This is a genomic window from Streptomyces sp. NPDC000983, assembly GCF_040299205.1.
In the GTDB taxonomy this organism is placed as follows: Bacteria; Actinomycetota; Actinomycetes; order Streptomycetales; family Streptomycetaceae; genus Streptomyces.
Genome location: NZ_JBEPBM010000048.1, coordinates 1 through 13,413, shown reverse-complemented (window position 1 = coordinate 13,413; position 13,413 = coordinate 1). Strand labels below are relative to the sequence as shown.

Below are 13,413 nucleotides of genomic sequence, written 5' to 3'. Positions count from 1 at the left end.
GTGGCGGGCACCTTTTCGGCGTGGTCGGGGCCGGACATCCCCTCTGCGGCCCCTCTGCCCCCTGCGCTTGGTAGAAGGAGTGAAGGGCGGTGGGCGCGGTGCCGCCTCGGGGATCGGGGCGCCAGGTTGCGGGTTGCGCGACCGTGGGCCGGCCGCGCGTCGAGCCGTTGTGGGGCGGCTCGGGGCTACTTGGAGCGGGCGAGGCGAAGGGTGATCCCGCCGATGCCGATCGGTCCGGCGACCCCGGCAACGACGGTTGCGGCGTGGGCCGCGGCATCGAGTAGCAGGCACAGGCAGGCAACCAGCCCCCAGCCGCCCGCGACAACCGCCCCGGCGATCGCAAACGGGATCCGTACTCGGCGCCACGGGATACCGGCCGGGGCGGTCGTCGGCAGGACGATGACGATCGGCTGCCCGGTGGCCTGTGCGCGCTGCCACTCGTCGGCGGGTACATGCGGGGCTAACTGTCCGGGCGGGTGGTGCTGGCTCATTCGGGGCTCCCTCGGGGTAGGCCACAGGCCCGCGCCAACTGGGGGCGCGGGCCCGTACGTATGGGTGGTGGCTTGTCGTCCGGCTTGTCGTCTCACTTGTCGTGCGGCTTGTCGCCCTACTTGTCTTGTCGCTTGTCTTGTCGCTTGTCGTCCCCCAGCTCACAAGCCGTTTCCGCGCCCCAAAGGCCCGGAAGACGCCATGTGTTCGAGTGCGGGCGACAAGCGACAAGCGGTCAGTGCTCGGGGAGGTAGGAGCGGTGGACGTAGCGGGCCTTGGTGCCCTCACCGACGCGTACGGCGGTGCCGTCCGCCGTCCACGTTTTCAGCCACCCCACGACCGTCTGGCGGGTCGTGCCGAAGGCGTCCGCGAGCTTGCGGGCGATCGCGGACGCTCCCGTCCCGTCGGGCCCGGCGGCGATCAGGGCGGCGAGCGCGGCCTGTTGGGCGGGGCTGTCCTGCTCCTCCCGCAGCGCCGACAGATCCAGCCCCGCCGGCCGCCCCGGCACGCCGTCCGAGCTGTTCGGCTCAGTGGTCGTGGCGAACTGCGCGTCGATCTCCTCCCGGAACCTGCGCAGCATCTCGTCCTCCGATGACCCCGCCCCGCCCTCGACCTGGCGCAGCGCGGAGAGGTTCAGTCCGTCCGACGTGGTCGGGCTGTGGTCGTGGTTGTCGGTGGGGGTGAGGTCGCGCATCCATGCGGTGCGGTCGGTGTCCCAGCGGCGGGCGTACGCGGGCCCGGCGGCCTTGGCGGACACGTCGTCCAGACGGGGGTGCCGGTCGGAGGTCGCGAGGGTGATCTCCCGGATCTGGTTCGGGAGGATGCGCCACGCCTTGAACAGCGCGGCGGGCGACTCCGGAGTGCCCAGGAACCCGGCCCCCTTGTAGGGGGCCTGCTCGACGCGGAGTCCGCGTCGGCCGGGGAACATCTTGGACAGGTCCATGCCCTCGGTCTCGCCGCCGGTGAGGGCGACGCGGACCTTACCCTCGCGGCGGATCATCAGGTTGCCGAGCACGCTGCTGGTGGCGCCGAGGGCGGTGAGCACAGTGCGTACGCCCATGGCGCGCAGCATGCGGATGACTTCCAGGATCTTCTTGGCGAGGAGTTTCATCTGCCGGTCGGTGCTGACCAGGATCTCCGCGCCCTCGTCGATGACCAGCATGATCTGCGGAATCCTCGCGCTGACCGGCAGCAGGTCGGTGTTGGCCTTGGCGAGCAGGTCCTGATACGCCTTCTTGCGATGCAGGCCGATCGCCAGCGCCGCGTCGAGCATCAGCATCGCTTCCTCGTGGGTGGAGGCGAGCCAGTCGATGCCGGGCCGGACGGGCTTGCCGTCCGCGCTCTCCAACTCGCCGTTGAGGGCGGGCAGGACCCAGGGCAGGCCCGCGCTGCCGGCGTTGAGGTCGATGACCCAGGTCAGCAGGTCATCGGCGCGGGCGAAGCTGGTCAGGATGCCGTGGACCATGTTCGTCTTGCCCGAACCGGTCGGCCCGACCACCAGCGCGCACTGTTCCCGCAGGAACACCGACACCCTCTCCCCGTTCGTCCGCACCCCCCACGGCAGGCCCGTCAGCACGGACAGGCGGCTGTAGTCGTCGGGGTAGTCGAGCGCCTCTTTGAGGACGTTGACGGTGGTGACGTCCAAGATGGTGCGGCCTTGGTGGATGCCGGGGGTGGCGGCGGCGGTGCAGCCGTGCGGCAGCTTCGCATCCGCCGACAAGGCCACCGTGTACTGGGCGATCCGGTCGTGGGTGATCCCACCCTGTGGCTCCAGATCGAGGGAGTAGCCGGTACCGGTGGGCCACATCTCCACAGCCAGGACCCGCACGAAGATCGAGCAGATCCGCTGAATCCGCTCCACCCATTCCGCGGCGATCGCCCGGCGCTCCGCGGAGAGTTCCTGAGCGATCTGCCGCTGCTCCGCGGCGATGGCCTCCTCCTCCCGCGCCTCCTCGAACAGCGCGGCGGACCGTGCGGCGGCGCCGATCCCGATGCCCATCGTGGCCAGGGAACCGAGGGCAGCCCAGGTGAGCGGGCCGGTGGTCATGGCCCACGTCGTCCACCCGGCACCGACCAGCCATGACGCGGCGCGGGTGGCGAGGGTGCGGCCGGCGTTGCGGACACGCAGCCCAGCGACGGTGTGACCGAGGGCGCCTGCGGCGCCGGCGGCGAGGACCCAGCCGGGGGGCATGGCGGTGGCGGCGCCGGTGGTGGCCAGCGCGAACGCTCCGGTGGTGGCGGACAGAGCGCCGGTCACGGGTCCGTGACCGGCCGCCCAGTCCAGCACCGGACCACTACCCACCTGCTGCCTCACCTTCTTGTTGGTGGTGGCGGTGCTGCTCGTCATCAGACGTTCCAGCCCTTCTCGGCCTCGGGGCCGTTGCGGGGGTCCTCGTGCCGGGCGATGTCCTGCTCGTGCGCCTGCCGGAACAGCGGCCCCATGTCCTCCGCGACCGCGACCGCGCTCATCAGGGCGCCGAAGATGTCGTTGAAGCCGTCCGCGACCTCCTTCTCCAGCGGGAACTCCGAGTCGGAGCGCTCCGCGAGGATCTTCATCACGTTCGCCACCGACGTCAGGGCGGCGGGCAGGCCCTCGACCATGGCGAGGATCTCCATGGCGTTCTCGGGGTCGTACTCGTTGGCGGCCTGCTCCATCTCGGAGGCGACCTCTTCGAACCGGAAACCGGACACGTGCTCTCCTTCACTCACCTCGGTGTTCGTGCTGATGGGGGTGGGGGTGTCTGCGGGCGGGCGCTCCACCTGCTCGCCCAGGCCGTTCGTGCCGTCCTCGGCCGCTGCCGCGTCGGCGGCGGCCTCCTGCTCGGCCTGTACCTGGCGGATCGCCGCGTCACGCTGGGAGCGCTGTGCGGTGGCGGTGCGGACGATGCGCCAGAACAGGCGCCGGCCGGGGTACATCAGCCACGGAAAGTCGAACTTGCGGCCGATCGGCGTGGTGACCAGCCCGAGCAGACCGACCGGCAGGGCGAGCAGCGCAGCGAGCAGGCGGCGGCCGTGGAAGCGGGCCGCGGACCTGCGCACGCTGCGCAGCCACTGTGCCGCGCGTTTTCGCGTCGCGTGCGGTGCGCTGCTTGGCGATCGCCGCATCCCGCACGCCGCGGGCTTTGCGTACGGTGCCACCGAACAGGCGACCACCGAGGCCAGAGCGCTTACCCAACCGGCCGCCGGCCGGGCTGGCTTTGGCGTTGCGGCGCGCGTCGGCCACTGCACGCCGCGCGTTGGTGGTCTGCGCACGCTGCGCACTACGCGAGCCAGCCGCGGACCGCTGCGCAATGCGCAGCGCCTTGACCTGACCCAACCGGCCAACGCCCTTGCCCGCGCCCGCGGTGGGCTTTGACCTGCCGTGGTCGGGCTTGTGGTGGGGCTTTCCGCCCGTGGTGGGGCCGCCGTGGTGGGCCGTGGTACGGCGGTTCTGGCCGGGCATCCTGCCCGATCGGCCCCCCGAGCCGCTGCCGGAACTCCCGCGGGTGCTGGCACTGGGGCTGCGCAGCGCGGACGTGCGGGCCGCGGCGCGGCCAGCGTTGCGGGCTGCGGCCCGGCGGGCGTCGTGGCGGGGGTTGGGCTTGCGGGAGCGGGTGGCGGCGACCGTGCCGAGGACGACCATGCCGGTCGCGGCGACCGCCGCAGCGACCGGGCCGCCCACCAGGGAGGCGGCGGCGACCGCGCCGACCGTGCTGTTCGCCCCGGACAGGGCGAGCGGAACGATCGGCCAGCCGCCCGGCGTGTGTTCCACCTCCTTCGCAGCCTTGACGGGCGGACCGTCGGGCGGCGGGGGCGGTGCGGTGGGGGGAGCCGGGGCTACTACCGGCTCGGTGCTGAGTTCCGTCATGCTGTGAGCACTCCTTATGGGGAGTAGGGCCCGGCCGGTTGCTGTAGGAGGCGTATGGCCGGGCCTGCCGAATCAGGTGAGGGCGCTGTTCAGGTGCTGCGGTGCGGGTGTTGTGCGGCGATCTCCTGCCAGCGCCGGGTCTCCGCGCGGGTGAGGCTGACGCTTAAGTTGCAGCCGGGCCGCGTGCAGCGGTGCGTGGTCGTTGACCAGGCATCCACCAGGCGGAACAGCAGGTTGGAGAACGTGCCCGCGCAGGACAGGCAGCAGGCCAGCAGCAGCGAGACAGGCACGCCGTAGCCGGACAGCCGCACTCCGATGGCCGCGGCCAGGGCTGCACTCACGGCGACAGCACCCGTGATCAGAACGCGGTGACGTGCGTCTTTCACGTGGACTTCTTTGTGTAGGAGTGGTGTTCAGGCGGCGCGCTGTTCCTCGGGGTAGGCGCACGGGCTGCACGTGCCGAGCGTCGGTGGGATCACGTATCCGGCATCCCTGCCGCACTCGGGGCAGAGCCTGCGGGCGGTGTTTGCCTTGGCCAGGGCCGCCCACTTCGCCGGCGTCATGGGCCGGACCGGTTTGGCCTGGTCTACCCGGTAGAGGTAGGCGACCAGGGGTGGGCGGCCATGGCGCCGGGGGCGTTCGAGTTGCGCGGCGACGTCCTGCCCGCCGGGCCGCAGGCCGAGCGCGCGCAGCTGGCGGAGTGTGGCCAGTCCGTCCGGGGCGAGCCGCCACCGGTAGACGGGGAGGGTGGTCATCAGGTGCTCGCGATGGCCAACTCGGCACCGCCAGCGCCGGGGTTGCGGTGTTCGGCGTAGCGGGCGGACACCCATCCGACCGACCAGCCGCACAGTTCGGCGGCCGTGCGTACGGACAGTTCCGCGGCGAACGCGGCGGTCACGATCCGGCGGGCGTCGTCCTCGGGGAGCTTGCCGTTGGCCGGGCCGCGGGCGAGTAGTGCGGCGCGTTCACGCTCGGCCTGCTCCTGCCGCTGCTGGTGTTCACGGCGTTCACGCGCCTCCCGCTCCGCATGCTCGCGGGCTAGGCGGGCGGCGGCTTCCTGTTCGGCCCGTTCACGCTCCTGTTCACGCTGTTCACGCTCGCGTTCACGGTGTTCACGGATCTCCCGCGCAGCCACCTCCGCCCGCTGCTGAGCTTCCCGCTCCTCCCGCATGCGCCGTTCCTCGCGCTCGGCCTGTGCGCGGGCGAGTGCGGCTTCGTGGTCGCGCTGCTCACGCTGCACCTGCGCGGCGTGCTCGCGCTCCTCACGGGCTTGCGCGGCCACCTGCTCGGTACGCTCGCGGGCCGCCTGCTCGCGCCGCTCCCGCTCTACTTGCTGCGCGGCTTCCTGGGCGGCGACCGCGCGGGCGATGGCCCGGCGGTAGGCGAGGCTGGTCTCCGCGGTGACGATCAGCAGCAGCGGCGCCACCGAGTGGACAGCCACGCCGACCAGGTCCTCTTTCAGTGCGGAGTCGGCGGTGTTGAGGGCGAGGGTCATCAGTCCGGTCATCCACCGCAGCACGACCGGCCAGGGGCCGCCCTCTCCTCCGAGGCGGGCGAGGACGTCGTCGAGCTTGACCACGATGACCACCGCGGCATCCACCACCAGAGGCAGGATTGGCGCCGTCCAGTCCCACTCATCCGCCGTGTGCGCGGCCATGAGCGGTGTCACGGTGAGGATGGAGTAGAGCATCGCCCCGCACACGATCAGCCACGTGCCGCCCGACAGGGCGCGCTCGGCTGAACGCGTCTGAACACTGTTCACGCCGCACCCCCCAACGCCCTCGGCACGGACAGGCCGGCGCGGTGGAATCCGTTGGAAGCGGGGTTGTACGTGAACGTCTCGCACCGCCAGATGAACGCGGACGCCGGGCGTTCATCGCACGGCTTCCACGGATGATCCGGCGGGAACCCGTGGGTGGCGGTGTCGGCGAACGCGTCCTCACGGCAGGCGTACACGGCGACCGGCTCGCCGTGGTGCAGCAGCACCGCCAGCGGATCACCCGCCCGCGGCCCGCCGCGCAGCTCCTCGCGTAACCGGCGGATCTCAAGGTCCTTCAGCAGGATCTCCTGCTGCGCCACGGACAACTCCGCCACCGCGCCGGCGAGCAGCACGCCAACCTCCGCGGTCACCGTCTCGGCCCGCTCCGCCCGGCCGGTCGCCTTGTATAGCTCCCGCACGTGCCGGCCGAAGGCGTCGTGTGCCGCCCCGCTGGTCCGCCTGGCGTGCTCACGGGCTTCGCTCGCCTCGATTCCGAGCCGTTCGAGCCGGGCCGCGGTGACGATGCGGATCACGCCGCCTCCTCGCGGTCGGCACGGTTGGCCAACACCACCCGGGTGGCCAGCACCTTGCGGCGCGCCCGGCGGGCGTACAGCTCGGCCGGCCGGAGCTCCAGCGCGGCAATCTCCGCGTCGATTTGGTCGATGCCCGCGAGGATCGCGGGCATCTCCCGCTCGATCGCGTCCAGCTCTGCGTCCGTCGGCTCCATGAAGTCGGCGAACGCGGTAACAGCTTCCTGAACAGTGACGATGAGGTTCATTGGGTCGTGTTCCTCTCAGACAGGAACGGCCCGGACAGCGGCCTCGGTGTTCCAGCACCGGGGCCGCGCGCCGTTGAAGTCGGTAGATCCGGCTCCCCTTAGCGCTGCTCGTATGAGACGAGCAGCGGAGGCAGCCGGCCGCAGCAGATGAGCTGCGGAAGGTGGGCATGCGCTGTGCATCACGCGAGAAGTCCCGCGTGGCCGCCTGCTTGGCCGAGGAGAGGCGGCGTGATCCCCATTTAGTTGTCAAAGAACCCGCGCTTCCTTCGTACTCACCCCTGCGGGCTTTCCTCTGGACGCCATCAACGGAGCAATGCGTAACTCGGTGGTGTTGCACCACCTGCTCAGCTTGTTGGTACAAGCGGATGTAGTGATGCTGCACCCACGGACGGTGAAGAGTCAAGGGGGGTTGGGGTACATGTACCAACAAGTTGCGCGAGTGCGCCATGATGGGGCTATGACCAAGCAGCCGAAGTACCGGCAAATCGCGGACATCCTGCGCCGCGAGATCGACAATGGCACCTACGCGCCGGGAGCGCGGCTGCCGTCTGAGAACGACTTGCAGCAGCGATTCGACGCGTCCAGAAACACGATCCGCAACGGGCTAAGTCTGCTGGTCAGTGAGGGACTGATCGCCTCCAGCCAGGGTCTCGGGTACCAGGTGAAGTCGCACGAGGTCTTCGAGCTGAACGCCTCGCGGTTCGAGAACCTGACGTTCCCTCAGAACGGGGACGCATACAGCACGGATGTAACGAACGCCGGCCGTCGGCCTCATCAGACGTTCCGGGTAGAGATGCTTCCGGCTTCGAAGGATGTAGCTGCGCGCCTCAACGTTCCGGCAGGCACGAAGGCCGTACTGCGGTTCTGTCATCGCTATGTGGACGACGTGCCATGGTCCACGCAGGCCACCTACTATCCGGCTTGGCTAGTTGAGGAGTCGCCGCGCCTGGCTGAGCCGGGTGACATCGAGGAAGGCACGACTCGGTACCTCGCCTCGCGAGGCATCGAGCAGGTCGGGTACTTCGACGAGATCGCAGCGCGGATGCCCACGCCCGAGGAAGCTCGACTGCTGGAGATCGGAGCTGGTGTGCCCGTGATGCTCTGGACCCGCACCGGTTACTCGGCAGGCCGTCCGATCCGGTGCACGATCACGACCTTCCGAGGAGACCTGAACCGCATGAACTACGAGATCGGCGACCTGTCCGCCCGAAGCGAGACCCCGTGATTGTCACCCAGGCAGAACCGCACGACGTAACCAAACTGCTTGCTTTTCGAGAGGAAGCTGCAGTCTGGTTGCGGTCTCTTGGGTCTGATCAGTGGAGCCGCCCGTATCCCGCAGCCAAACTGTTGGCGACGATTGAGGCAGGTACCGTCTTTATGCTCCGAGACGGACATGCGACCGCTGGGACGATCACGCTCACCCCTGACGCTGAAGAGGGGCTGTGGACGGATGATGAACTGACCGAACCGTCGATGTTCGTCAACAAGCTCACTGTAGCTCGGGAATACGCAGGCCAAGATCTAGGCGGCAGGTTGCTTGATTGGGCTGGTGATCGTGCATATCGCGCAGGAGCACAGTGGTTGCGTCTGGATGCTTGGACGACAAATGAAGCACTTCAGCGCTACTACCTCGCGCACCACTTCGGTCACGTTCGTACAGTCCGCGAGGGCGTGGCAGTAAATGGGGGACCACGTGTCTCTGGATGGCTCGCCCAGCGTCGCGCGCGGTCGGCGGAGCACGGCTTCGTGGACCGCGCGCCCAATCCAGAGCGTCTCCGATTTGCAGCTTGAGCTGAACGTGCTAGATCCATCTACGGTTCAGGCAAAAGCACCCAGGGGCGCCTAAGTAGTTATTCGGCCGGACGAGAAAAGTCCTCGATCGAGGCTTTCAGTCGCATTTCGGTGTAGACGTGATCGCTACTCGGAGAGTGCCCCTGTGGGACTTTAGCCACAACCTTCACTGTCTCGCCATTCGACATCTTAAGTTCGACCGTGATGTCAAACGGGGCCGGATTCAGGCAGATTGGGGCGATCTGATCTTTTGCTGAGTGTGGAATGACGGGGGCTTCGACACTGGTTCCGTCGCGGTGTACTACGAAATCCCACGGGTTCATCCCCGTAATTGCCGTGAAAGCGCCGCCAAATGATGCAACCGCCCCGCCAAGTACAGTCATTGCTGCCGCAGTGGCTTTCATGCGCGACTTGAAAGATCCTGTTTCGGCCTCGACGATCTCAAAGAGGCCAGACTTAAAATGTAGAGGGGTGACATGGATAGGGAATCCGGCAGCCTCCGCGTAAGCTGCATCCTCCCTGAGCAAGGGCTCAATCGCCAATGCCCATCTAAATTGGAAGTCGATGTATTCCAGCAAGCGTCCAACGGTCGCCGGATCCACATAATCGGTTGAGATTTCGACTGTAAAACTCTCTACGCGAGCCGACTCGAATGATTCTGCTAGCTTTTGGGCTGCTGGGTAGAGCGATCCACTCCAGTAGGCCCAGAGTTCTCCAGGGAACGGGGCTCCGCAATCGCGTCTTGAATCCACGGTGTCGACCTTTGTCTAGTGGCTGTCGATGCCAGTAGTTCATAGAGTGTCGTGCACCGGGCAACTTTGATGAGCCATGCGAGTGTTCCTCCACACCCGAGACCCATGGTCGAGCCGTAGCAGGGCCTCCGAGCCAGCTGCTCGGAGGCCCTGTTAAACGTCCCAACGAGACGGTCACAGCCCAGGAAGTGGAGGCCGCGGACCTTTGTGCTCACTGAGCCTCTTCAGGGTGGCCGCTGATAGGTGACGTCTAGGGGCGTGGCTGGGCCGGCGGGGCGGAAGCCCCTCCTACTCACCGCCGTCGTCAATGCCCAGCGGTTGCTCGCTCGTTGGATCGGCGGCTGAAGAGGCTCACTGTTTAAGTAGTGGGAAATTTGATCTATTTGGGCTTGAATTGTCAAGGATGGACCGTGCAATCAAGCCCAAACCCTTCGCCATCCTGACCGGCACAGCATTTCCGATCTGCCGCTCGATAGATCCGTAGAAGCCGTGGAATTTATAAGTGACAGGGAATGACTGAAAGGTTGCTGCCTCTCGTAGTGTTAGTCCACGGTTCTCGATCGGATGAACAAAGGCTCCACAGGCTGGTGTAGTACACCTTGTCGTCATGGTAGGAGCAGGTTCGTCGAGTTTGACGCGGCCGTATGAGCCCGAGGCCGACCGATTGTTAAGCTTGCGATGACAATCGAGCTGGTGTTCCTCTGGTAGGTCAAAGCGATTCCCACCCACTGGAATCGCAGAGATCCTGGCAAAGACTTTATCGCTGCTCTTCCTGTGAGTGTTTAGCGGATCATCCGGCATCGAATGTCGAGCAAGGTGCGCGAGAGCTTGGCGTGCCGTCTTCTGAGTAGTCAGGAAGCTTTTAGGCAAGTAGCTCAACGGATCTGATTCCGGACGCAACTGTCCGACGTCTCTACGGACTCCTATCAGGATGAAACGCCTTCGCCGTTGGGGGACGCCGAATGTGCTGGCGTCGAGAAGGGCTCTCATGAATGAATAACCAAGGGATTCGAGTTCGTCTAGAAGCAGCGGTAGGCGTCGATCGCGTTGTAGCCCGGGAACGTTTTCCAGCAGAAGTGTTTTGGGAAGGAAAACGTCAACGAAACGGGCGACATCGAGTACCAGATCGTTTCTTGCTTGGTCCACTTCACCTTTGGCCAATGACGAGAAACCCTGGCATGGCGGGCAAGCTTTGAGGAGATCCAAGTCTCCGCGCTTCAGCTTGGCGGCTTTCGCGATCTGCGGTGCCGGCACACGTCTGATATCTGCCTCGTAAAGAAGGACGCGCGGATGGTTCCTGCGGTAGGACTCGGCGGCTTCCGGGTCGTTTTCTACGGCGGCGAGCACGCGGAACCCAGCATCTCGAAGACCCCGCGTAGCGCCCCCGGCCCCGGCGAAGAGGTCGATGGCACTCGGTCTAGACATGGGGCGATCTTAGCCATGGGGTCGCTCCAAAGCACTAGCGCCATCTAGCACTTGGGTGCCCGGCCCTTCAAACTGGCCGCACGACGGGGTCCTTGATGGCATCGTCGTCAGTGAGTGGCCGTCAGGGATTGGGGAGCCGTGATGACGCAGCGAGACGAGAGCGGTATTGGTCAGTCAGGTGAGCCTGCGGGGGATCGCCTCATCGGAGGGGATGTCCCTCGTCAAGTCCGTGGAGACCGCGAGCGAGGCGCTACGGGTGTCGGGGAGGTAACCGGCAAACCCTATGTGATGAGGATTAGTCGCCTCACAGTCGACAAACTCGGCATCAAGATGTACGACCGGGTGTCCGCGGTGCTCGCAGAAGTTATCGCAAACGCGTACGACGCTGACGCCGAACGGGTGACTGTCGAGTTGCCGTGGGGCGTCTTCTTGGATGGGGCTGGGGCGACCTACGAAATCACGGTCTCGGATGACGGTCATGGAATGACTGCGGATGAAGTCAACTCGCACTATCTGGCCGTCGGTTCGGATCGCCGTAAGCGGTTCGGTAAAGACAAGTCTCGGGACAAAGATCGACCGGTCATGGGGCGCAAAGGGATTGGCAAGCTAGCTCCCTTCGGGATCTGTGAGACCGTTGAAGTGATCACGGCGGGAGGGGAGCAGACGGCGAGGGGGTATAAAGTCGCTCACCTTGTTCTGTCGTTGAATGAGATCCTCTCTGACACGGATGACGAGTATCGGCCGTTGCCTGGCCCGCTTGATGGAACTTGGTCCGCTGAGCATGGGACAACCGTGAAGCTTCGCGACTTCAGGCGCAAGCGAGTGCCCAGCGGATCGGAGCTGCATCGTCAACTGAGTGCGCGATTTGGAATCAGGCGTGCAGACTGGAATGTCGAGATTGTAAACACGGAAAATACGCTGATTCCAGAGACCTTCAGCCTCGGCGAGTTGGACATCGAGTTGATGCCAGAAACGCGCATCGACCTAGCCGACCGCAGCATCAAGACGACGTCGGGCCAAGAGCTTCCAATCTCGGGTTGGCTTGCGTACAGCAAGAAACCCTATCGGGATGAGGCGATGGCTGGTGTGAGGATCTATTCACGCGGAAAGATCGTCTCCATGACGCGCGATTTCGGCATCAATCAAGGATTCTTTGGCGAATACAGTATTCGTTCGTATCTAGTCGGCGAAATTCACGCTGAGTGGTTGGACGACGGAGAAGATCTGATCCGATCCGACCGGCAGGATATCATTTGGAGTTCCGACTATGGTGATGCGCTGCGGCAGTGGGGTCACGCTGTTATGCGTGAGCTGGGTGCACGCGGCAGAAATTCACTGAAGAAGGAAACTTGGAACGACTTTGAGCAGGCAACCAACCTTCAAACTCGATTGGAAGCGGACGCCCCGGGAGACAAGGCATTCCAAGAATCTGTAAGGCAAGCTGCAAAACTCCTGGTGAGCGATAAGGACAGGGAGGCCATCGCTGATCCGGAGCATCGAGAGAAGGTCTACCAGCTTGCAAAGACAATTGGCCCTCATCGGACACTGCTTGATGCTCTACATGAAGTGGCCGAAGATGCTGGTAGTCCACTGGAGATCGTGCTCGGATTGTTCCAGAAGGCGCGAATTGCCGAGATGTACTCGCTCGGTCAGGTTGCGTCAGAGCGAATCGAAGTTGTAAACAAGCTTGCGGCCTTCATTGATGACGGCTCCACGTTGGAGCAGCCTCTCCAGGAGCTATTGGAGCAGGCCCCCTGGCTACTGGCTCCGGAGTGGACCCCTCTTGGTATGAACGAATCGTTGGAAAGGGTACGTAGATCCTTCGAATCCTGGTACTTTAAAAAGCATGGCGTTGCGCTGGTGACCACAGCGATCAATCGGCAGACGAAGCGCCCTGACTTCGTGTTGCTGCATGATTCCGGAACGTTGTGGATCGTAGAGATTAAGCGGATGGACTATCACCTGAGCGACGCCGAGTATCTACGTGCCGTGAACTATCTGGCAGACTTGGATGAGTTCCTGAACCAGGTGGAAGCATTGGGAAAGCAATTCCCCGTCCGCAAGCTCACGTTTATTGCCGATCACAAGGACAAGCTGAGCAGCGTCTCGCTATCCTCGGTCGCCAACGACGACCGAATCCAAATCCGAGGCTGGCACGATCTCCTCGATGACACCCTGAGGGCGCACCGTGACTTTTTGGCTCGTGTTGACGACATGAAAAACGACGGAAGCGCTCCGTAGAGCGAGGCTGTTCGCTGACGATGCTCGGTGGGGCCCTCTTCCGCACGTGCGGAAGAGGGATGCCCGATGTTAGCCGGGGCGCGTCACTTGGGAGTATCTGGTCCTCAGGTTTGCTGGTCGCCCTCTCGGGGCCAGGAGCCTGTAGCGTGCTCCTTACGGAGGCCTAGCTAGCAGAGGTCTTTTTACCCATACGTCCCCAAGTAGAGGAAAAGCACGAAACTGCAGTTTGCGGGCATTGAGCCGTTTCCATCTTGATCAGCTGGTGAGTTCGAGAGTGACGATGGCGCGGACGACGGTGGTGATCCTCGTGGTGCTGCAGCGCAGTTTGCGA

Annotated in this window: 13 protein-coding genes; 3 read left to right on the top strand and 10 right to left on the bottom strand. The window is 65.2% G+C overall.

The annotated features are described in order from the left end of the window. Window positions 1-185: 185 nt before the first annotated feature. The 8 genes from ABT296_RS33690 to ABT296_RS33655 form a co-directional block, all read right to left on the bottom strand. Window positions 186-491: a hypothetical protein gene (locus tag ABT296_RS33690; protein WP_351933100.1), complete on the bottom strand. Its 306-nt coding sequence runs from the start codon at window positions 489-491 to the stop codon at window positions 186-188. A gap of 233 nt (window positions 492-724) precedes the next feature. Further along, a complete protein-coding gene (locus ABT296_RS33685) occupies window positions 725-2,836 on the bottom strand; it encodes a hypothetical protein (RefSeq protein WP_351933099.1) in 2,112 nt (703 codons plus the stop codon). Further along, a complete protein-coding gene (locus ABT296_RS33680; RefSeq protein ID WP_351933097.1) occupies window positions 2,836-3,528 on the bottom strand; it encodes a hypothetical protein in 693 nt (230 codons plus the stop codon). The genes ABT296_RS33685 and ABT296_RS33680 overlap by 1 nt, the downstream gene beginning before the upstream one ends. 897 nt (window positions 3,529-4,425) lie before the next feature. Further along, window positions 4,426-4,722 (bottom strand): hypothetical protein, encoded by a 297-nt coding sequence (locus tag ABT296_RS33675; protein WP_351933095.1) that lies wholly within the window; start codon window positions 4,720-4,722, stop codon window positions 4,426-4,428. Between the two features lie 27 nt (window positions 4,723-4,749). Next, window positions 4,750-5,091 carry an RRQRL motif-containing zinc-binding protein gene (locus ABT296_RS33670; RefSeq protein ID WP_351933093.1) on the bottom strand — a complete coding sequence of 114 codons (342 nt, stop codon included), beginning with the start codon at window positions 5,089-5,091 and terminating at the stop codon, window positions 4,750-4,752. Continuing rightward, complete coding sequence (locus ABT296_RS33665) at window positions 5,091-6,098, bottom strand: DUF2637 domain-containing protein (protein WP_351933091.1); 1,008 nt, start codon at window positions 6,096-6,098, stop codon at window positions 5,091-5,093. Before ABT296_RS33665 ends, ABT296_RS33670 begins: the two co-directional genes overlap by 1 nt. Continuing rightward, the gene (locus ABT296_RS33660; RefSeq protein WP_351933090.1) at window positions 6,095-6,628 is read right to left on the bottom strand and encodes a hypothetical protein; all 534 of its coding nucleotides are present in this window, start codon (window positions 6,626-6,628) and stop codon (window positions 6,095-6,097) included. Before ABT296_RS33660 ends, ABT296_RS33665 begins: the two co-directional genes overlap by 4 nt. After that, window positions 6,625-6,873, bottom strand: a complete 249-nt coding sequence (locus ABT296_RS33655) for a DUF6284 family protein (protein WP_351933088.1) — start codon at window positions 6,871-6,873, stop codon at window positions 6,625-6,627. The genes ABT296_RS33660 and ABT296_RS33655 overlap by 4 nt, the downstream gene beginning before the upstream one ends. 457 nt (window positions 6,874-7,330) lie before the next feature. Between ABT296_RS33655 and ABT296_RS33650 the strand changes: the two genes are divergently transcribed. Beyond that, window positions 7,331-8,098 (top strand): GntR family transcriptional regulator, encoded by a 768-nt coding sequence (locus ABT296_RS33650; RefSeq protein ID WP_351933086.1) that lies wholly within the window; start codon window positions 7,331-7,333, stop codon window positions 8,096-8,098. Next, complete coding sequence (locus ABT296_RS33645) at window positions 8,095-8,664, top strand: GNAT family N-acetyltransferase (RefSeq protein WP_351933084.1); 570 nt, start codon at window positions 8,095-8,097, stop codon at window positions 8,662-8,664. Before ABT296_RS33650 ends, ABT296_RS33645 begins: the two co-directional genes overlap by 4 nt. A 59-nt stretch (window positions 8,665-8,723) precedes the next feature. Here ABT296_RS33645 and ABT296_RS33640 read toward each other — a convergent pair whose 3' ends face one another. Beyond that, window positions 8,724-9,242 carry a hypothetical protein gene (locus ABT296_RS33640; protein WP_351933082.1) on the bottom strand — a complete coding sequence of 173 codons (519 nt, stop codon included), beginning with the start codon at window positions 9,240-9,242 and terminating at the stop codon, window positions 8,724-8,726. 525 nt (window positions 9,243-9,767) lie between these two features. After that, window positions 9,768-10,841 carry a DNA cytosine methyltransferase gene (locus ABT296_RS33635; protein ID WP_351933080.1) on the bottom strand — a complete coding sequence of 358 codons (1,074 nt, stop codon included), beginning with the start codon at window positions 10,839-10,841 and terminating at the stop codon, window positions 9,768-9,770. Between the two features lie 141 nt (window positions 10,842-10,982). Here ABT296_RS33635 and ABT296_RS33630 point away from each other — a divergent pair, with 141 nt between their 5' ends. Then, window positions 10,983-13,082, top strand: coding sequence for an ATP-binding protein (locus ABT296_RS33630; protein ID WP_351933078.1), 2,100 nt, complete (start codon window positions 10,983-10,985; stop codon window positions 13,080-13,082). Window positions 13,083-13,413 lie beyond the last annotated feature (331 nt).